The organism is Candidatus Amarobacter glycogenicus, assembly GCF_016704105.1.
Lineage (GTDB): Bacteria > Chloroflexota > Dehalococcoidia > Tepidiformales > Tepidiformaceae > Amarobacter > Amarobacter glycogenicus.
Window position 1 is genome coordinate 293,842 of the sequence record NZ_JADJAT010000020.1, and the last position, 19,102, is coordinate 312,943.

Genomic DNA, 19,102 nt, shown 5'->3' on the forward strand with positions numbered 1-19,102 from the left:
GCCACGCACCGGCGAAGGCCCCCGGGGAACCGGGGGCCTGGCTGCGAGTTCTGGTGCCGTCACCGTTCCAGAGTCGCCCGGCGGCCGTGCGCCGCCCATCCGGGAATCCCATGATCCCGGCACCGTGATCGTTCTTTGCGCCCGTCGCCCGGTCGCGCCTACCCCTTCGCCCGCAACGTTTCGTAGTCGACCAGGGCCTGCCGGATGACGGCCAACGCGCGCGTTCGCCCTTCGAACGGGTCGACCACGACCTCCTTCTCCTCCAGCACCTTGTAGTCCAGGAAGAAGCGGTGGATCTCCGTCATCGCGTGGGGAGGTGCGTCCTCGAGTTCCAGGATGTGGTTCACCGCCGGGTCATTTGCGTGCACCGCGAGGATCTTGTCGTCCGCCTTCCCCTGGTCGCGCATGTGCATCACGCCGATCGGCCTCACGAAGATGAGCGTGAGCGGGTGCACCGGTTCCTGTCCGAGCACGAGCACATCCAGCGGGTCGCCGTCGTCGCAGTAGCTCCGCGGGATGAACCCGTAGTTGGCGGGATAGTGCACCGAGCTATACAGCACGCGGTCCAACTTCAAGATGCCCGTCGGCTTGTCGAGCTCGTACTTGTTCTTGCTCCCCGCCGGGATTTCCACCACGACGGGCAGATGCGTCTCCAGTACGGCCGGGTCAACCGGGATGTCGTGCCAGGGGTGCATAGTCGCGCGCTCCAGTTCGGGTTCATGAGGTAGAGCCCCGAGTGTACCCCGCCAGTGACAATCCACGGTTCGTGTTTGCTCCCGCCGTCGCTAACTTCGGCCGTATGGTGACATTGAGTGATGTGCGCGACCGCGTGCGGCAGGACCTTTCCGATACGGCTTCCCAACGCTGGCCCGACGACCAGCTCGAACGGCACATCGCGCATGCCCTGGGCGAACTGAGCCTGGCCATCCCGCGGGAACAGGCCGCGACCATCGCCACCACCGCTGGCAGTCGCGACATCGCCATCGGTGAGTTCGAGGGAATGCTCGAAGTCGAGGCCGTCGAATACCCCGTGGGAGAATTCCCGCCCGCCTACGCAGGCTTCTCCGTCTGGGGCTCGACCCTGGCGCTTCACCTGGATACAGCGCCGGACGGCTCCGGGGCCAGGGTCCATTACACCGCCGCACACACCCTCGATGAGGAAGATTCGACCCTGCCGGAGCACCTGGTCGACATCCTCGTCACCGGCGCAAGCGCCTATGCCGCTCTCGAACTTGCTTCGGCCACGACCGGGACACTCAATCTCGACCCGGAGGCGAGCGAGCACTACGCCGCCTGGGCGCGTGCCAGGCTCACGGCCTTCCGCCAGCTCCTCCACACCTACGGCCGGAAGAACCGCGTGCGGTCGCGCCGCCTCTACGTCCCGGCGTAGGTCACCCCGCGCGCGGGGGTCACGCTCCTCCGGCATCGGCGCCTCGTGGTCCAATCCCGGCGGTGAATTAAGCTGAACGCATGGACCTGACGCAGTACCCACTCATGGAGATCGCCGAAAAGGCCGGCACTCCGTTCTACCTTTACGACGGCAACATCCTTCGCCAGAAGTTCGGCGAGCTGGCCTCGCTGACACAGCCGCGCGGCCTTCAGTGCCGCTTCGCTGTGAAGGCAAACTCCGCCCGCAAAGTCCTCGAAGTCGCGAACGAAAACGGGATGTGGATCGACGCTGTTTCCGGCAACGAGGTGCTTCGGGCGAAGCGCGCCGGGTTCGCGATGGGCAATGAGCCGCCGGTTGTCATGTTCACGGCCGATGTCTTCCGTGATAACGCGCTTGCCGCGGTTATCGAAAACGGCGTCCTCCCGAACGTCGGGTCCCCCGGCATGATCCGGGAGCTCGCCGAAGCGGGCTATCGCGGGCCGGTCGCCTTGCGCATCAACCCCGGCTTCGGCCATGGCCATGTCCAGGCCTGCGATACCGGCGGCCCATCTTCCAAGCACGGCATCTGGTACGAAGACCACGCCGTCGCGGGCGCCATGGCGAAGGATGCGGGCTTTCCCGTCGTTGCTCTCCACGCCCACGTTGGCACCGGGCCCCAGATCGAAGAATTCGACCGCAACATGCGCCACCTCGCCGAGGTCTTCGAAGAGCTGATGGCATCCTATCCCGAAGCTGACGCCGTGAACCTCGGCGGCGGTATCCCCCATGCCTACCGGCCCGGCGCGCGCCACTACGATCTTGCGAACTACCAGGTCATCCTCGTCGAGGCCCAGCGCGCCCTCTCCGAGTCCGCCGGCCGCCAGGTCCGTGTCGAAATCGAACCCGGCCGCTACCCCGTCGCCGGTATGGCCTTACTCGTCGGCCGCGTGAAGGATGTGAAAGCCACGCGCACTAACCAGAAGGGCCCCGGACACGAATTCATCATGACCGACGCCGGCTTCAACGACCTGATCCGCCCCGCGATGTACGGCTCCTACCACGCCATCTCGATCGTCGGGAAGGGCGCCTCACGGCCGCTGGAGCCGTTCGTGGTCGCCGGGCCGCTCTGCGAAAGCGGCGACGTCTTCACCCGGGATGAGCATGAGCTCCTCGAACCGCGTGACCTCCCCCGTCCGGAACCGGGCGACCTTGTCGTCCTCCACGATGCCGGCGCCTACGGCGCGGCTATGTCTTCGAACTACGTCTCCCTCGGCCGGGCCGCCCAGGTGTACTGGCAGGACGGCCGCGCCAGCCTCATCTCCCGCCGCGAGACCCTCGATGACATCGTCGCCCGCGAGTGCGACGAAACCCTGTAGCCGCCGTCCAACTCGCTGCCCTCGCCCGCGGAAGCAGGAGCCCGGAGGCAGAGCTTTACCGCTTGCTGACCAATTCGTGTCAGCCAGGTGCCCGGTGAGTGCCGCCCTCTGGCGCGCTACAGATTCGGGATCCCCTCTCGTTCGAAGACCGAACGGCATTCATTTCTGAACGTTATTCTCTACCTTCCCATTTGCGATACCGGGCTTATACTGCGCGCCAGTCCGGTCTATCACAGGTATAGACATCGCCACGGACGACCTTCGAGGGGGGAACCTATTTCATGTCCGACCTGGATAACTACTGGCTTCGCAAGTCTCGCATCAGCCGCCGGCGTCTCCTGGGGAGTTCCGCCGCGGCCGGCATCGGTCTCGGCGCACTCGGCCTCGTTGGCTGCGGCGATGATGACGACGACGACGACGCGGAGCCCACTTCGCCACCGAGCGGCGGCACCACGGCCGCCTCGCCCAGCGCGGGCGCTTCGCCGACGACAGCAGCGAAGCAGAAGGGCGGCACCGCCCACTTCATCAGCGCGAACAACACCTACGACACGTTCGACGTCGACCGGAGCCGGTTCTCACCGGTGGCGTGGCTCATGGGCTACACCAACCTCGGTGTCACGCAGTGGCAGAGCTTCACCAACTCCAAGCTCGAAGGCGGAATCGCCGAGACCTGGGAGCAGCCCGACAAGAACACGACCACGTTCAAAATCCGGCAAAACGTCTACTGGCATAACAAGCCACCCGTAAACGGTCGCCAGGCCGTCGCCGACGATGTCGTCCAGTTCATCCTGCGCAACAAGAACGGCAAGACCTCTGACGGCGTGGACGACCCGAACTTCTACCGGAAGGCGGCGTACCAGAACGTCGATAAGGTCGAGGCTGTCGACAAGTTCACAGCCAAGGTGACCTTCTCCAAGCCCGACCCGTTCTTCCTCACGACGCTCGCGGGTTCCTACTCCAAGGTCCAGGCGCCCGAAGCCATCAAGGCATTCGAGAAGGACTACGCGAACATGAAGGCCGATCTGGTCATCGGTACCGGGGCCTTCGTGTTGAAAGATTGGTCGGCAGAGGGCAAGTCGAGCTGGGTCCGGCACGATAAGTTCCACGAGCAGGTCAACCTGGATGGCATCAACTGGCTGCCGCTCTTCACCGACCAGTCCGCCCAGGAGGCGGCCTTCCGTCAGAAGCAGATCGACATCTTTGCGCCGACCCAGAATGCCGTGATCGAAGCGCTGAATAAGGAACTTCAGGGCAAGATCACCGAGACTAAGGTGTTCTCGGGCAACCCGCAGGCGGGCACCTACTACGGTGGTGCCGCACCGTGGAACAACCCGAACTTGATCGGCGCCATCTTCCGCGCCTTCGACCGGCGATCGCTCGTGAACTCGCTTCTCCAGGGCAAGGCCGCCCTGGCCGGAAACATCCCTCCGACACAGTCGGCTTTCGGCATCACCGAGAAGGAACTCATCACCTTCCCAGGCTACCTCGAAGACCGGGCGAAGGAAGAGGCGGAAGCGAAAAAGATGTGGGACGCCAACGGCGGCCCCGGCCTCGGCGAGATCATCGTCGACATCCCGGACATCTGGGAGGGCCTCTACTCCGGCGGTTCCGGCGCTGATCACCAACCAGCTGAAGAAGGTCCTCGGCAACACCTTCACGGCGAAGATCGAGCCCTATTCCACCATCACCGGAAAGCTCGTCAAGCAGGAGTACGGCAACGGGAAGAACAACATCTGGTACGGCTGGATCACGGAAATCTCCGACCCGGAGCCGACGCTCCTCAACTACCTCCAGTGGAACTCCTCACAGCCACAGTTCCAACAGTTCGGCGTGAAGATCGACAAAGTCGATACGCTCACGGCGCAGAGCATGGCCGAGTTCGACATCGCCAAGCGTCAGGAAACGGCCAAGGAAGTCGAGCGCGAGCTATTGAAGGCCTACGGCGCCGGCGTTCACTACTCCCTGGTGGCTGTCAACTCCAGCATGGCCTGGAACTACGTGAAGCGGGCCGAGGTGGTGCCGTTCGTCACCACGCACCAGACCGGTAATCAGTTCTACTTCGACCAGAAGGACCCGACCTGGTCGGGAAGGCCCGCCTGAGACTGCCCTTCTGCCGCAGGGCACTTTCGCAAAGCGCCGCCGGAGACCCCCGGCGGCGTTTTGCATCTCCGGCCCCATGCCGCTCGTCTCGCCACTCCCGTGCCTCCCCGCTACGCTGAATTCCGATGAAGGTCCTCGCCATCGAATCCTCCTGCGACGAAACTGCCGCCGCCGTCATCGAAGACGGCCGCGTGCCCCGCTCCTCCGTCGTCGCCTCCCAGGTCGATCTCCACGCGAAGTACGGCGGCGTTGTCCCGGAAGTCGCCAGCCGCCAGCACCTGCGCAACCTCGTCCCCGTCATCACGGAGGCCCTCGCCGCCGCCGCCCTCACCCTCGACGGAATCGACGCCGTAGCCGGGACGAAGGGACCGGGCCTCGCCGGTTCCCTTCTCGTGGGCTACAACGCCGCCAAGGCCATTGCCTTCGGCCGCGACCTGCCCTTCATCGGCATCAACCACCTTGAGGGCCACATCTATGCCAACTGGCTCGTCGAAGGTCCCGAACCCCAGTTCCCGGCCCTCTGCCTGGTGGTCTCCGGTGGGCACACCGACCTGGTGTTCATGCGCTCCCACGGCCAATACGAACGCCTCGGCGGGACGCGCGATGACGCAGCCGGCGAGGCGTTCGACAAGGTCGGCCGGCTGCTCGGCCTGCCTTCCCGGGGCCCCGGTTGCGCGCGCCGCACTCGAAGGCCGCCCCACGAAGCTCCATCTGCCTCGCGCCTGGATGCACGGCACCTTTGATTTCAGCTTCAGCGGACTCAAGACCGCCGCCCTCCACGCCGTACGCGAAGAACAGCACCGCGTCGAAGACCTCGCCTGGGAGTTCCAGGAGGCGGTCGTCGACGTTCTGGCCGGGAAGACATCGCGGCTCGCGCGCGAACTCGGCGCAGGAACGTGCTCGTCGCCGGTGGAGTGGCCGCGAATCTCCGGCTCCGCGAAGAACTCCAGCGCCGCTGCCCGGTGCCGGTGCGCATCCCGCCCCCGAAATTTTGCACCGACAACGCCGCCATGATTGGCGCAGTCGCGGGCCACCGCCTCGCTCTGGGCGAGCGCAGCCCGCTGGAAGAGGACATCTTCACCACGAACAACTGGGCCCGCGTTTAGGTCAAAACGCGGGAGTCTGTTAACGCGAGATGCTACCCTCCTGGCCTCGACGACCGTGCCGCTCGCCCGGCTCTGAGCCCCGGGAAGATAGTGTGTGCTAGGCTAATCAGACGTCACCTTGACGTGAGGGTAAAGATACGGTCGGTTGGTTCACCCGCACCTTCTATGCGCTTGAAAACCGGCAGTACCGGCTCCTCTGGCTCGGAACCCTCTTCTCCTTCCTGGGCATGCAGATGCAGGTCATCGCTCGCGGCTACCTCGCCTATGACCTGACTGGGAGGAACACCGCCCTCGGCGGCGTCATGATCGCCTTCGGCGTCCCGCAGCTCTTCCTCGGCCTCTGGGGCTGCGTCCTCGCCGACCGCCTCCCGAAGCGCAACATGCTCCTCATTTGCCAGTTGATCATCGCGACGAACTCGGTATGGATCGCCGTCATGATCGAACTCGACCGGATCGAGTTCTGGATGCGCATCGTCGCCGGGTGGTCCAGGGCGCCGGCTTCGCCTTCATTGGGCCGGCCCGCCAGGCCTTCATCGGCGACCTCGTCGATAGGAACGCGATAGGCAACGCCGTCGTCCTCCAACAGTTGAGCATGAACAGCACCCGGTCATTGGCCCTTCGCCCGCCGGCGCCTTCATCGGGATCGCCTTCGTCGGCGTGGCCGGCGTCTATTTCGTCACCACACTCGGCTTCATCCTCGCGACGATCACCATGCTCCCGCCTGCCGCCCGGCTACCTGAAACCTCGCGAGAACAAGGTCTCCCTGATGGCCGATCCTCGCCGATGGCGTGCGCTACGTGAAGAGCCGGCCGTCGATCGCCCTCCTCATCCTCACTTCGTTCGCCGTCATCATGGCTTGGCTTCCCCTACCAGTCGTTCTTGCCCTCGGTGGCGAAGGAGGTCTTCCACGTTGGCGGCGGCGGACTCGGCATTCTCCAGTCGTTCGGCGCCATCGGCGCAGTCATCGCCACCCTCTTCGTGGCCGCATACGCCGAAAACAAGCGCATGTGGGCCGCCCAGCCGCTCCTCGCCCTCGCCTTTGGCGGCTCCCTTATCGGCCTCGGCCTCGCACCGAACTTCTGGTTCGGCCTCCTCGCCATGGCGGCCGTCGGCGGTCTCGCCAGCGGCTTCCAGGGCGTGAACAACTCGCTCACCATGTCCAGCACCGATGGCCCCTACCAGGGGCGCGTCCAATCCATTTCGATGCTCAGTTGGAGCCTCTTTGGACTCATGGCCCTCCCGATTGGCATCCTCGCCGACCACATCGGCATCCAGGAGACGCTCGTCCTCCTCGGTTGCGGCGTCGTGGTGAGTGTTGTCCTCCTCCAGCTCTTCGGCCGGACCGAAGCCGTTGTCGAAGACCGCCGCGCCCGCGTCCGCGCGATCGAGAGCAGGTCAGCCGAGGCTGGAGCGCCAGCCGGCGGTCGCTAGCCGCAAGCGCGCCCGCCCCGGGGATTGCTTCGAGCCCGTTTCGTGACAGATTTCACATGGATTTCATGCCCGCGCCGGAGATCCTGGAATAGCACACGGCTATACTGGCTCGGGTAGGGGTAGCACGTTGCGAACCGTGTTCCTGGTTACCCGCCACCCGGACGTCGCCCGGCTTGGCCCGGAGCTTGAGCGCTGGCTTCTCCGCGCCTGCAATCGCCCCCGAACGCCTCGCCAACGACGAGCTCGGCCCCACCGCCGACGTCGTAGTGCTGGACCTGCGCGATATCCCCGCTGCCGCCTTCAATATCCTGAGTGCCAACTACGCCGAGAACGGCGTGATCCTCATTGTCATCCTCGCCCCCGAGCAGATGGATCGCATCAGCGCCGATCTCCCCGTCGATGACTTCGTTGTCCTCCCCGCGGCGCCCGAAGAACTCGGCCGCCGAATCGAACGGGCTCTCTGGCGCAAACACGGGGTTGATAGCGAGAACTTCGTCCGGTGTGGCGCGCTCACCCTGGACCTCTCCAACTACCGGGTTGCCGTCGGCAACGAAGCGCTCGTCATGACGTTCAAGGAGTACGAGCTGCTCCGCTTCCTCGCCATGAACGCCGGCCGCGTCTTCACCCGCGAACAGCTCCTCAACCGGGTCTGGGGCTACGACTACTTCGGGGGCGCGCGCACCGTCGATGTCCACATCCGCCGCATCCGCGCGAAGATCGAGATCCACGGCCACGCCTTCATCGAGACCGTCCGGAACGTGGGCTACCGGCTCGTAGCCGAAGCGAAAAAGACCCGGTCGAGTAACTCCCCAGACCGCCGCGCGTTTCAATTCCCGGCATGCAGCTGAATGAGACCTTCGAGACTGTCGCCGAACTCTACGACCGCGCCCGTCCGCGCTATCCGCCGCCCTGTTCGCTGACCTCCATGCGCTGGCGGGCCCTACCAACGGCTCGCGGGTCCTCGAAATAGCACCCGCCGGGAGACGGCATCGTGCCGCTCGCCGCACGCGGCTACGCAGTCACCGCGGTGGAAATGGGGGCCAACCTCGCCGCCGTTGCTCGTCGTAACCTGGCTGGCTTCCCGAATGTCCGCGTCGAAGTCAGCCGCTTCGAGGACTACCCGCTCGAAGCCGCCTCTTTTGACCTCGTCTGCTGCGCGACCGCTTTCAGCTGGCTCGACCCGGCGGTCCGCGTGGAGAAATGCGCCCTGGCGCTCCGCCCCGGCGGCTTCCTGGGGGTGTGGGATACGCACCACGTAGCTGGTGGAACGGGCCAGTTCTTCGTCGATTCCCAGGAGTGTTACGAACGCTGGATGCCCGGCACCGAACCCGGAATCCGGTTGGAACCGGCGGCGGACATTGTACCCAAGAGCTACGGGCTCGAGAGCCACCCCGCGTTCGAGGCGCCCGTCATTCGCGACTACGTCGTCGAAATCCCTTATACCACCGAGACCTACCTCGACGTGCTCCAGACCTATTCAGGCCACATCGCGCTCGAACCGGAGAATGCCGACGGCCTCTATCGCTGCATCCGCGAACTGATTGACAACAAGTATGGCGGCCACATCGAGAAGGCCTACCTCTTCCAGCTCATCCTGGCCCGGCGCCGGTAGTTCGAACGGACATTGTGGCGGACACATAGTCGGACGTAAAATCCAGACATGCCCAGAACGTGAGTTTGTACTTGACGATTTATTGAGACATTGTGACGGACAAGGTGGGAGACATGCCGGAGTGGGAAGTAACGTTCGACCTGGATCTCGATCTTCAGGATGCCGTGCTGAATCGGGCCCTCATCGAGGCCACGGCCCTCGCCAGGGCGATTCACGGACTCCCGCTGCCCCCGGCGGTTCGTGCGCGGTTGAATCGCCTGAACATCATTCGGGCAGTACACGGAACGACCGGCATTGAAGGGTCGACGCTTTCAGAAGAAGAGGTCGGCCAGATATTGGGTTCTGCGAGCGCTGGACGCGTCTTACCGATGGCGCGAGCCAGGGAGGAGCAGGAGGCGCGAAACGCAGCGTCGGTCTTGGAATTCGTCTCAGCGACTCTCCGCGCCGAGCCGGATCGGCCCCTCGATGAGGCAATGATCTGCCGGATTCATGAGCTCACCACGCTGGGAATTGACTACCCGAACAACGAGCCGGGTAAGTACCGGAGCCACGCAGTCACGGCAGGTGATTATGTGCCGCCTCGGTCGGCCTCAGACGTGCGCAGGCTCATGGGGTTGTTCGTCCGATGGCTAAACACTCCGCCGGCGTCCAACTGGCCGCCGATCGCCCGCGCCATAGCGGCTCACTTCTACTTCATCAGCGTCCACCCATTCGGCGATGGCAACGGTCGCACCGCGCGTTCGTTGGAGAGCTTTCTGCTCTACCAGGCGAAAGTGAACGCGCTTGGATTCTACTCACTCGCCAACTTCTACTATCGCAACAGGGCAAGCTATGTCGAACGTTTGGACGACGTCAGGTTCGGTGCCGGCGGCCTGACGTCGTTTGTCTCGTTCGCCGCCGAGGGCCTGGTGGATGAGCTTCGGGCTTCGTTCGATGAGGTCCTCGCCGAGGCAACGCTCATTGCCTTCAGGGACTACGCCCGCGAACAGCTCGATGCCACTGGGAAGTCAGGCACGCCGGCAGGAACTCGGCTCACCAAGTTCCTCACAATGCTGGGCCGCGATGTCATCGATTTCGCAGCGATCCGCCGCCGCACCCACCCCTACTCACAGGCGTTCCTGGGCGTATCCGACAAGACGCTCACGCGCGACATGGAGTTTCTGGAGACGCACAATCTCATTGATCGCTCAGACGGCAAGATTCGGGCTCGATTGGACGTGATGGACCAGTTCAAAGACTGACGACCGCCGCCGACGGCGGCCACATCGAGAAGGCCTACCTCTTCCAGTTCGTCCTCGCCCGGCGCCGCTAACCGGCTACGCTGCCTTCGCCGCACGCTTCCGCGAGTACAGCGCGACATCGGCCTGGTGAAGCAAGGCAGAAGGCTCGGCGTGAGCGTCCAGCGTGGCGATGCCGACCGTCGCCCGGATTTGCCCATGCTGCTGCGTGAGGTCCGCCATGAATCGCGCGGACTCAAGGGCTTTCCGGACCGCGTTCGCGATCACTTCGCCTTCGTCTCGTGACTTGCCGGGCATGAGGATGGCGAACTCGTCTCCGCCGGTCCGCGCCACGGTCGCATCCGCAGGCGCCGCCGCCAGGATCGCCCGGCCCGCGACTCGCAGCGCCACATCCCCGGCGGCATGCCCGAACGTGTCGTTGATGCTCTTGAAGTCGTTGAGGTCGACGAGCGCGATGCTGAGCGGCGCCCCATCGGACTGGCAACGCCGGAACAGCGATTCGAGCTCTGAGTTGAAGTAACGTCGATTGTGAAGGCCGGTGAGTTCGTCCCGGATGGCCAGCTCCTGGAATCGGCGGCCCCATTCGCGGTCGAGTGCCGCCTGGCGCTTCCGTGGCACCGTTGCCGTCACGCCGACGATCCCCGCGAGGGAGACGTAAAAGGCGCCGAAGGCCGCAAAGAGCACGGGCTCCCCGGACAGGCACGCGGCAGCGAAGATCACCAGGCCGATCAGCCAGCATCCGAAGCCGATCAGGCGGGCAATCTGGCTCGCACGCTCGACCGCTGGATGCTCGAAAACCGGGCCCGAAAGGCGTTCCATGCCGTTACGTCCTACAGTAGATATCGGTGTCCCATCGCCCGTGCGCAGCGGGACTTCCGGGTGCCCGCGCCGCTTGGCGTACACTCCTGCACGATGCTGTTCCCACGCTCGGCCTCTTCCGAAGCTCGCCGCCTCGTTGCCGCCCGGACGATTCGCGGCTTCGCCGATGGGCTTGTCAGCGTCACTCTCGCCAGCTACCTCGTCGGTCTCGGCTTCTCCGCCCTCCAGATCGGCGCAATCGTCACGGCCACCATGGTCGGCTCCGCGGCACTGACGCTCTGGATCGGCCTCCGTGGCGGCCGCATCAACCCCCGGACTACCTTGATCCTGGGGAGCGGGCTGATGGCCATGACGGGCCTGGGATTCTCTGCCTTTACCGCCTTCTGGCCGCTCATGGCAGTCGGCTTCGCCGGCACGCTCAACCCCTCCGCAGGCGATGTCAGCCTCTTCCTCCCGGTCGAGCAGTCGTTGCTCACTGAGCGCGTCTCCGCCCGCGAACGGACCTCGCTCTTCGCCCGCTACACCCTCGGCGGCAGCTTCGCCGGGGGCCCTCGGGGCCCTCACCGCCGCCTTGCCGGGCCCGGTCGCGGATGCCCTCGGGGCCGAGCTCGGAGATGTCCAGCGCTCCGTCTTCGTGCTCTACGCACTTACTTCGCTTGCCGTCCTCGCCATGTACCTGCCCTTGAAGGTCGCGCCGCGCCCGCCCCAGGCCGTCCAGGGCCTCGGCGAGTCTCGCGGCATCGTCCTCCGCCTCGCAGCCCTCTTCAGCATCGACTCGTTCGGCGGCGGCTTCGTCGTCCAGTCGCTCCTGGCACTCTGGCTCTTCCAGCGGTTCGACCTCTCGGTCGAAGCTGCCGGCACGGTCTTCTTTGTCGCCGGGTTGTTGAGCGCCGGGTCCCAGCTGGTGTCTCCCGTCCTCGCCCGGCGTATCGGACTGGTCCGGACGATGGTCTACACCCACCTCCCCGCGAACGCGGCCCTCATCGCCGCGGCCTTCATGCCGACCGCGCCGCTGGCAATCGGTTTCCTCCTAGTTCGCATGGCGCTTTCACAGATGGATGTCCCCGCCCGCCAGTCCTATGTGATGGCGGTCGTCCCGCCCGAGGCACGCGCGGCCGCCGCGAGCGTGACGAACGTCCCCCGGAGCCTGGCCAGCGCCGCTTCGCCACTCCTCGCCGGCGCCATGCTCGGCGCTTCGACGATTGGCTGGCCGCTCATCGCTGGTGGAGGGCTGAAGGCCCTCTACGACATCCTCCTCTTGCGCCAGTTCGGCTCCGTGCGTCCTTCGGAGGAATCGGCAGGATAAAGATTCCGTGGGTGCCTTCCGCGGTTGTGTAGGATGGCGTTCCACGGAAGTGGGGAGGTGCGGACGATGCGCGCGCGAGCGGTGGTCGGGTTGGTCGCTTTTTTCGCTGGTGATTGCCGCCATGGCCGGGCACGGCCGAATCGCCCATGCGGCCGCCACGACCTGGACAGGTCTGGGTGGCTCGAACAACTGGTCCGATGCCGCCAACTGGGATACCGGTGTCCCCCTCGCCGGTGATGACATCGTCTTTCCCGCGTCGGCCTCGCGGAAGACCAACACCAACGACCTCGCCCCGAACACCGCCTTCACGACCATCCAGTTCGATGGCTCCGGCTACGCTATCGCCGGGAACTCGCTCCATCTCACGTCCGTCCTCGCGCACCTTCCCCGGGGGAGTCAACGCGATCTCGCTGAATATCGGTGGCGCCGGGGCGTCACGGTTGGCACGGGAAAGCTCATCCTCTCAGGGAACAGTGCCTTCACCGGTGACGTCGTCGTCACTGGTGGAGTCCTCGCCGCCGGCAGCGACACGGCGCTTGGCTCAGCAGTTGGCCTCACCCAGGTCCTCGATGGCGCCACGCTCCAGCTGACGCCCGGGGTCGACCTCGGGGCCGAAGTCATCGAAGTGGCTGGCGCCGGACTCGATGGAGACGGCGCGCTTCAATCGCTCGGCGGGACGAGCGCTCTCGGCCAACTCCGGCTCATGGATGCCACCACGATCGGCGTCTTCGCCGGCACACTCATCGTCGACCTCCTCACGCAGGGCACTCCCGGTGCGGGCTTCACGCTGGTCGGTGGCGGCAAACTCCAGGTCGAGGGCGACTTCTTCGCCGGGCCCGGCAGTATCGAAGCGGGCAACCTCACATGGAACACCGACGCTCAGCTCTTCGCCGATGTTGGCCACTTTGGGCTGCTGCGTGGGACTGGCATGGTCTCCTCGGTTGAGGTCCACGGCGGTTCAATCTGGCCGGGTTCGGGCGCCTCGCCCGGGGTGCTTTCGGTGGCCGGCGGCACGATGTATTCCGGCGGCTACTTCAAGGTTGACCTGGATGGCCCGGCTGTCGGGACGGAATACGGCCAGCTCGCCACGGGAGGGCTCACGCTGAACCCGGCCGCCACACTCCTCGATGTCGAGCTCGGCTTCAACCCGGCGCTCGGACAGGTCTTCCGCATCATCAACAACGAAGCAGGAGCGGTCCAGGGCACGTTCCTCGAACTGCCAGAAGGCGAGACGTTCAACCTCGGGGGGCTCGTGTTCCAAATCAGTTACAAGGGCGGCGATGGGAATGACGTCACCCTCACCGTCCTCCGCCATGTCTCCGCAGACCTCGTCCTTGCTATGGACGCCCAGCCTTCGCCGGTCGCCGCCGGTGGCCAGCTCGTCTACGCCGCGACCGTCACCAACAACGGCCCGGATGCGGCGTCGGGCCTTCTCCTCTCCATGGGGACGCCGGTGGGCACAACGTTTGTATCGGTCAGTGGCCCGCCTGGCTGGGCCTGTTCGAAGCCATCCGTAAGCGTCCGGTGCATGGGGCCCTCGTTCGCAACCGGCAGCACCGCGACCTTCACCCTCACCTTTAAGGTGGATTCCGGAGCCGTTGGCCCAATCAGCGGGACAGCAGGTATCTCGGCCGAGACTGGCGACCCGTTCAGCGCGAACAACGCCGTCACACTTTCGACGCCCGTTGGCCCCGGGGGCGGCATGCCCTACCGGCGCTTCCTCATCGGCCTCGCCGCCGATTCGGCCGAGGCCGCGGAAGGCTAGTTCAGCCCATCGCGGGCCACCACGGCCCCCCGCAGCACGAACGGGCGTGGAACCTGTGACACCGTCAGCACGTGCCGCTTCGTGTTGTCGTCGTCGAGCAATTCGTCGCCGCCGTGCGTCAGCGTGATGTCGATCAGGTACTGCGCGCCCGGGCTTCCCGTCACTTCATAGGTGACTTTGAAGACCGCACCTGCGATTGGCCCGGTGGGCGCCCAGGTGTCTCGCGTGCAGGAGATGACGCCGGCGGTCCCGTCGGCAGGCACCAGGCACTGCCAGCCGGCCGGCGCTTCGAATCCGGCGACGACGAATCCTCCGATGACCGGGATCCTCAGTTCCACATCCTCGGCATCGCCCGGCCCAAGGTTGTTTGCGAAGAAGGTGACGGCGAACTCCGCGCCCTTCGGGTAGCTGTTCGGGATCGCCAGGAAGCCGACCGAGGTGCTGATCGGCTCGCCCGACCGGATCAGCACGGCGTCATTGCCCGGCTCGTCGCCGCCTTCGTAGGAGACCGAGAACGACTTGCCTCCCCGGATGACGCTGGCGCCCTCGGAGAGCGAAGCGAAGGTGCCCTGGATTGGGATCGGGCCGTCGTTCTGGATGAGCGTGAACGCCTGCCCCGTAGCGATCGATCCCGCGCCGGAAAGGACGAGTTTCGGATCGACGAGTTCGACAGTGCCCGCCACGCGAAGCCCGGACGACATCACGTCGTCTTCCACGGTCAGCCGCAGTTCCATGGCGCCGCCCAGGAAAAGGTCTTCGCGGACATCCATGGTCCCGTCGCCGTCGACGCCGGGTTGGAGTATCCCCGCGGATCCCTGGATGGCCCACGGGCTGCCGTCCCCGGTCAGTTTGCCGCCGTCAATGACTGCCGTGCCGTCGAAGTCGCCGCGAAGCGAGACTTCCCCGCCCTCGATCGCCAGGGCGGCGTTGAAGGTGCTTTGTCCGCCGACCAGGAGCGTCCCGGCTCCCGTCTTCCGCACATCGGCGGTGCCATCCGGGTGGAGGCCCTGGGGCAGATTCAATGTGCCGGCGTCCACGCGGATCGTCGCGCCGTCGTCTCCAATGAGGAGGCCGGCGACCGTTGCCGTACCGCCGTTCACCCGCAATGCCCCGTTCCCGGCGCTCCCATTGCCTTCGATGCCCACGTCCTCCTCAGCCGGGATCGCCACGCCTGCCATCTGCAGGGTCGCCCCGGGATCGACGTAGGTGCCCTTGGCCGTCGCTCCGAGCGCGCCCGCATTCGTCACGGCGAGCGTTCCCTCGTAAACGTCGGTGAAGTTGGTGTGCGTGTTCGCGCCGCCCAAGACCACGGTCCCGGGCCCTGTCTTCGCGACGTGGCCCGCTCCGGAGATTGTGTTGGGGAGGCCCAGCGTCGCGCCCTCCGCGACGTCGATCTTCGTGTTCAGCGCGAGCTCAATCGTACCCACCCACTGGGCGTCGGCGCTCGCGTGAAGCCGCGCTTCCCCCGCTGCGCCGATCACCAGGTGGTTGGCGATGGAGACGCCGGGCCCGAGGGACACTACGCCGCCGATGGCCTCCACGTCGGCGCCGATTTCGCCGAAGGCGAAACTGTTCCCTGCGTACACCGTGCCCCCTTGAACGTGGGTCGTACCGCTGTGGGAGTTCGCCGCCATCAGGTTCAGGGTGCCCGCCTTGTTCTCAAGCGCCGCCGTGCCATCGAGCACGAGCGAGAGGGTGTTGGTCCCGCCGGCGCTGTCGTTGGAAACCCTCTCCGCGACGACGACCCGGTTGCCGCTTAGCGCATAGGCGTTGCCGGTGAACCGGATCTCCTTGAACGATGTGCCCGCCGGGTAGTTGTTGCTGTTCGCCTTCCGCAGTGCGAAGGTCGGAAACACCAGGATGTCGCCCGGCTGGGGCGCGCCAGGATTCCAGTTGGCGTCCAGTGTCCAGCTGTTGTTGGCGCCGGTGCCCACCCACGTACGCGTCACCGGGCCGGCGGCTGCGGCCCGCTGGCCGGAGGAGGTGGAGAACAGCACCATGGCCGCGGCGAGGCTTGCGAGCACAGCTGTGCGCGGAGAGAATCGCGGGATACCGGAAGCACCCATTAACTTCGAACTTCGGCACCCGCCCGGCGTCGCTGAAGGCCTACTGGTGCCGCGTCGAGAGGCCCCCGTCAACCGGGATGACGACGCCGGTGATGTAGGCGCTCGCCTTCGACGAGAGGGAGATTGCCGTCCCTGCCATGTCGTCCGGCTCTCCGATGCGTTTCCGCGGGTTCGTCGCCCGGATGTTGTCGCCGAAGCGCTGGAGCGTCTCGTGCATCATCTTGCTTTCAAACGGGCCGGGGGCGATGGCGTTCACGATGATGTTGCGACTGGCCAGGTTGTGCGCGAGGTGGCGCGTCAACTGGTGCACTGCTGCCTTGCTCGAGGAGTAAGCATAGGTCTCCATTGCCGGCGCCTGGAGACCATCGACCGAACCGATATTGATCACCCGCGCCGGATCGGCCTCGGTCGCTGCCTTTTGCAGCTGGGGGAGGAGGAAGCGCGTCAGGTGGAAGATGCCCTTCACGTTTAAGTTCATCACCTTGTCGAACGCGTCATCCGGGAACTCGGCGATTGGCGCACCCCAGGTAGCGCCGGCGTTGTTCACCAGGATGTGTACCTGCTCCTCGCGCTTGGCGACCTCATCGGCCAGGTAGCGGCAACCCGCTTCGCTTCCGAGGTCGGCCGGGATCGAGATGCACTGGCCGGACCCGGAGAGCTCCTCAGCGACGGCATTGCAGACATCGGCCTTGCGCGAGGAGATGTACGTCTTCGCGCCCGCCTCCACGAACCCCCGCGCGATCATCAGGCCGATCCCGCGCGAGCCCCCCGTGACGACGGCAACCTTGCCGGAGATATCGAAAAGATGAGACATCGTGTGGACCCCTTGAGCGAAGTACCGCGATCCTAACGGTCGGATGGACCAGAGTCCGCCATTCGCCACCGCGGAGGCCCGCGTCGCGAGGCATCGATATGTTAATCTGCCTGTATGCGCACGACGCTCAACATCGACGACGAGCTCCTGAAGGAGGCGAAGATCGCCGCCATCCGCGTGGGCATCACCCTCACGGAGTACATCCAGAGGGCGCTCAGGCACGAATGCCTGGAGCGGGAGACGAAAGCCGCCCACCGGACCTGGAGGATGCCGACCCGCGAGGGCGAACCTATCCCTGGATTCGACTGGTCATGGAGCATGGGGAAGATGGTTGAGTTCCTCGAAGGGCCCGATGCTCGTCCCTGATACGAACATCCTCCTCAACGCGGAGAACCGTGCTTCGCAGCACCATGAAGCCTCCTTGAACTGGCTGGAGGCCGCCGGCAACGGGCGCGTGGCCCTGGCAATCCCTTCCATCGTGCTTTTTGGCTTCGTGAGGATCGTGACGAATCCGCGCCTGACCGGCAATGCGATGACTCCGCGGCAGCGTTCGCCGTCTGTGACGCGATCCGGTCGATGCCCGCCTTCGAGCCGCTGAGAGAAGGGCCGGCCCACTGGCGCATCTTCCAGCGAATTGCCGACTCTGCCGGCATCTCCGGTGGGGACCTTACCGAGGCCTACCTCGCGGCTTTCGCCATCGAACACGATGCCACCTTCGTTACCTTCGACCGCGGTTTCGCGCGCTTCCCCGGGCTGAAAGTGCTCATCCCTGCCCTCTGAACCTCTCTCTCTAACACGGTCCGGATGGGCTCCCGGCACTTACTTCGGGGGCCGGATCCGGAAGATCGTGGTGTGCCGAAGCCGCGCGCACTCCGTCCCGTCTTCCGCCAGGAGCGAGCCATCCACTTCGGCCATGTGGTGGCCGTTCTGCTCGTACGCCCGCAGGAACGTGCCTGCCACTGTGAACGTCTGGCCCGCCCTCGCGGGCGCGAGGTGCTGCACCTGGGTGCGCACGTGGATAGCGGGGCCGTAGGTGTACGAGTGCTTCACCAGCGGGGTCATCCGCGCTGCTATCCATCCTGGATGGACGAGATAGGATGCCCCGGCGAACCGGGACGACTCGTCCAACTGCTTTTGCCTGGCATAGGCGCCTGCATCCTCGACCGAGAATGGGACGGGCATGGGGCGCAGTTCCGTCATCTCCGGGGCCGTCTCCAGGGTGAGGATCTCGACTGTTTCGGGGCGCGGCTCGGCTGCGCGGCGCCTGGTCTCCGTGAGTTCGGTGAACCACGCCGCCCGGCCCAGCCCCGCCGTCCCGTCAATCGCCGCGGCGCCCTCGGGGTTCAGCATCTTCAGCTCCGCCTCGCCACCGTCGCATGCCACGCGCGCGGTCATCAGGTCGCCCGGGAAGACGGGACGCCGGAAACGCACATCGGCCCAGCCATCGGAGAGCCAGCGTTCGCCGAAGACTTCTAGCAGCGGCGGAGTAAACCACCCGTAGACGGTCACGCCGCCGACGAGCGCCGCCCGGAAGCCGTATTGCCCGGCCACCTCGGTCGAGTGGATCGGGTTCGAGATCGTCGGGCTGTCCTCGCCATCGAGGAACGCCAGGACTGTTCGTTCAGCGGTCTGCTGCATTGGGGCCTCCCATGCCATCTGGTAGTGCGTATCGGTCTGGCCCGTCTCCCGAAAGCCGAGCCGTTCGTAAAGCCGTCGCGCCGGGTTCACCTTCAGTACCTGGAGCGTCGCTCCGAGCCCGCGGGTCGAGGCATCGCGTTGGACTTCGCGCAGGATAGCCGAACCGGTGCCGAGACCCTGGAAACGGGGATGGATCTCGATGTTCCCGACCCAGATGCTCCCGGGCCGCTCCGCGAGGTCCAGGAAGCCTGCGAGCTCGCCGTCCACCAGGATGGCCTGCCGTCCCGGTGGCGACGACTCCGCCCAGAACCGACGCTGGAAAACCTCGTCCCAGGCGCCCCATGTCTCGGCCACGTACCGCTCCATTGCCGCCCGGTGGATCGCGTACAGCGCCTCGGATTCCTCTCTCCGCGCCGGCCGCAGCCCATACCCCGGCACGCCCATCGCTGCGCCTCCGCCTTG

The 19,102-nt window shown here is 65.6% G+C and carries 17 protein-coding genes and 2 pseudogenes; 13 read left to right on the top strand and 6 right to left on the bottom strand.

Annotated features, from left to right (window positions below; genetic code table 11):
* Window positions 1-158 precede the first annotated feature (158 nt).
* Window positions 159-695 (bottom strand): inorganic diphosphatase, encoded by a 537-nt coding sequence (locus tag IPG14_RS15785; RefSeq protein ID WP_343387101.1) that lies wholly within the window; start codon window positions 693-695, stop codon window positions 159-161.
* 104 nt (window positions 696-799) lie between these two features.
* Between IPG14_RS15785 and IPG14_RS15790 the strand changes: the two genes are divergently transcribed.
* From IPG14_RS15790 to IPG14_RS15830, 9 genes and pseudogenes are all read left to right on the top strand, one after another.
* Complete coding sequence (locus tag IPG14_RS15790; protein ID WP_343392459.1) at window positions 800-1,390, top strand: hypothetical protein; 591 nt, start codon at window positions 800-802, stop codon at window positions 1,388-1,390.
* A gap of 80 nt (window positions 1,391-1,470) precedes the next feature.
* Window positions 1,471-2,745 (top strand): diaminopimelate decarboxylase, encoded by a 1,275-nt coding sequence (gene lysA / locus IPG14_RS15795; protein WP_343392460.1) that lies wholly within the window; start codon window positions 1,471-1,473, stop codon window positions 2,743-2,745.
* Window positions 2,746-3,026: 281 nt separating this feature from the next.
* On the top strand, window positions 3,027-4,793 hold the full coding sequence (locus IPG14_RS15800; protein WP_343392461.1) for an ABC transporter substrate-binding protein: 1,767 nt from the start codon (window positions 3,027-3,029) through the stop codon (window positions 4,791-4,793).
* A 177-nt stretch (window positions 4,794-4,970) separates the two neighbouring features.
* Window positions 4,971-5,951, top strand: a pseudogene (tsaD, locus tag IPG14_RS15805) (tRNA (adenosine(37)-N6)-threonylcarbamoyltransferase complex transferase subunit TsaD).
* A 170-nt stretch (window positions 5,952-6,121) separates the two neighbouring features.
* Window positions 6,122-6,514 (top strand): annotated as a pseudogene (locus tag IPG14_RS15810) (MFS transporter); the annotation flags it as partial.
* A 316-nt stretch (window positions 6,515-6,830) separates the two neighbouring features.
* Window positions 6,831-7,382 (top strand): MFS transporter, encoded by a 552-nt coding sequence (locus tag IPG14_RS15815; RefSeq protein WP_343392462.1) that lies wholly within the window; start codon window positions 6,831-6,833, stop codon window positions 7,380-7,382.
* A 185-nt stretch (window positions 7,383-7,567) separates the two neighbouring features.
* Window positions 7,568-8,230 carry a response regulator transcription factor gene (locus IPG14_RS15820; RefSeq protein WP_343392463.1) on the top strand — a complete coding sequence of 221 codons (663 nt, stop codon included), beginning with the start codon at window positions 7,568-7,570 and terminating at the stop codon, window positions 8,228-8,230.
* Window positions 8,231-8,373: 143 nt separating this feature from the next.
* Window positions 8,374-8,994, top strand: coding sequence for a class I SAM-dependent methyltransferase (locus tag IPG14_RS15825; protein WP_343392464.1), 621 nt, complete (start codon window positions 8,374-8,376; stop codon window positions 8,992-8,994).
* Window positions 8,995-9,086: 92 nt separating this feature from the next.
* Entirely contained in the window at window positions 9,087-10,235 is a 1,149-nt protein-coding gene (locus tag IPG14_RS15830; RefSeq protein ID WP_343387093.1) for a Fic family protein, read from the top strand.
* A 75-nt stretch (window positions 10,236-10,310) separates the two neighbouring features.
* Here IPG14_RS15830 and IPG14_RS15835 read toward each other — a convergent pair whose 3' ends face one another.
* Window positions 10,311-11,051, bottom strand: coding sequence for a GGDEF domain-containing protein (locus IPG14_RS15835; RefSeq protein WP_343392465.1), 741 nt, complete (start codon window positions 11,049-11,051; stop codon window positions 10,311-10,313).
* A gap of 194 nt (window positions 11,052-11,245) precedes the next feature.
* Complete coding sequence (locus IPG14_RS15840; RefSeq protein WP_343392466.1) at window positions 11,246-11,527, bottom strand: hypothetical protein; 282 nt, start codon at window positions 11,525-11,527, stop codon at window positions 11,246-11,248.
* A 95-nt stretch (window positions 11,528-11,622) separates the two neighbouring features.
* Here IPG14_RS15840 and IPG14_RS15845 point away from each other — a divergent pair, with 95 nt between their 5' ends.
* Window positions 11,623-12,357, top strand: a complete 735-nt coding sequence (locus IPG14_RS15845) for an MFS transporter (RefSeq protein ID WP_343392467.1) — start codon at window positions 11,623-11,625, stop codon at window positions 12,355-12,357.
* Between the two features lie 121 nt (window positions 12,358-12,478).
* Window positions 12,479-14,122: a hypothetical protein gene (locus tag IPG14_RS15850; RefSeq protein ID WP_343392468.1), complete on the top strand. Its 1,644-nt coding sequence runs from the start codon at window positions 12,479-12,481 to the stop codon at window positions 14,120-14,122.
* On the opposite strand, the gene IPG14_RS15855 is transcribed toward IPG14_RS15850, so the two are convergent.
* Window positions 14,119-16,146, bottom strand: coding sequence for an autotransporter-associated beta strand repeat-containing protein (locus IPG14_RS15855; protein WP_343392469.1), 2,028 nt, complete (start codon window positions 16,144-16,146; stop codon window positions 14,119-14,121). The genes IPG14_RS15850 and IPG14_RS15855 overlap by 4 nt on opposite strands.
* 82 nt (window positions 16,147-16,228) lie before the next feature.
* Entirely contained in the window at window positions 16,229-17,002 is a 774-nt protein-coding gene (locus tag IPG14_RS15860; protein WP_343392470.1) for an SDR family NAD(P)-dependent oxidoreductase, read from the bottom strand.
* A 114-nt stretch (window positions 17,003-17,116) separates the two neighbouring features.
* Between IPG14_RS15860 and IPG14_RS15865 the strand changes: the two genes are divergently transcribed.
* Window positions 17,117-17,368 carry a DUF2191 domain-containing protein gene (locus tag IPG14_RS15865; protein ID WP_343392471.1) on the top strand — a complete coding sequence of 84 codons (252 nt, stop codon included), beginning with the start codon at window positions 17,117-17,119 and terminating at the stop codon, window positions 17,366-17,368.
* A gap of 210 nt (window positions 17,369-17,578) precedes the next feature.
* Window positions 17,579-17,782 (top strand): PIN domain-containing protein, encoded by a 204-nt coding sequence (locus IPG14_RS15870; protein WP_343392472.1) that lies wholly within the window; start codon window positions 17,579-17,581, stop codon window positions 17,780-17,782.
* A gap of 39 nt (window positions 17,783-17,821) precedes the next feature.
* Here the strand turns inward: IPG14_RS15870 and IPG14_RS15875 are convergent, their stop codons facing one another.
* A complete protein-coding gene (locus IPG14_RS15875; protein WP_343389244.1) occupies window positions 17,822-19,084 on the bottom strand; it encodes a GNAT family N-acetyltransferase in 1,263 nt (420 codons plus the stop codon).
* Window positions 19,085-19,102: the final 18 nt, after the last annotated feature.

Bases quoted from the DNA above. Each gene is read 5' to 3' on its own strand.
- IPG14_RS15800 (WP_343392461.1), top strand. From the start codon at position 3,027: ATGTCCGACCTGGATAACTACTGGCTTCGCAAGTCTCGCATCAGCCGC.
- IPG14_RS15865 (WP_343392471.1), top strand. From the start codon at position 17,117: ATGCGCACGACGCTCAACATCGACGACGAGCTCCTGAAGGAGGCGAAG.
- IPG14_RS15870 (WP_343392472.1), top strand. From the start codon at position 17,579: ATGCCCGCCTTCGAGCCGCTGAGAGAAGGGCCGGCCCACTGGCGCATC.
- lysA (WP_343392460.1), top strand. From the start codon at position 1,471: ATGGACCTGACGCAGTACCCACTCATGGAGATCGCCGAAAAGGCCGGC.
- IPG14_RS15850 (WP_343392468.1), top strand. From the start codon at position 12,479: ATGGCCGGGCACGGCCGAATCGCCCATGCGGCCGCCACGACCTGGACA.
- IPG14_RS15785 (WP_343387101.1), bottom strand. From the start codon at position 695: ATGCACCCCTGGCACGACATCCCGGTTGACCCGGCCGTACTGGAGACG.
- IPG14_RS15875 (WP_343389244.1), bottom strand. From the start codon at position 19,084: ATGGGCGTGCCGGGGTATGGGCTGCGGCCGGCGCGGAGAGAGGAATCC.
- IPG14_RS15835 (WP_343392465.1), bottom strand. From the start codon at position 11,051: ATGGAACGCCTTTCGGGCCCGGTTTTCGAGCATCCAGCGGTCGAGCGT.
- IPG14_RS15790 (WP_343392459.1), top strand. From the start codon at position 800: ATGGTGACATTGAGTGATGTGCGCGACCGCGTGCGGCAGGACCTTTCC.
- IPG14_RS15860 (WP_343392470.1), bottom strand. From the start codon at position 17,002: ATGTCTCATCTTTTCGATATCTCCGGCAAGGTTGCCGTCGTCACGGGG.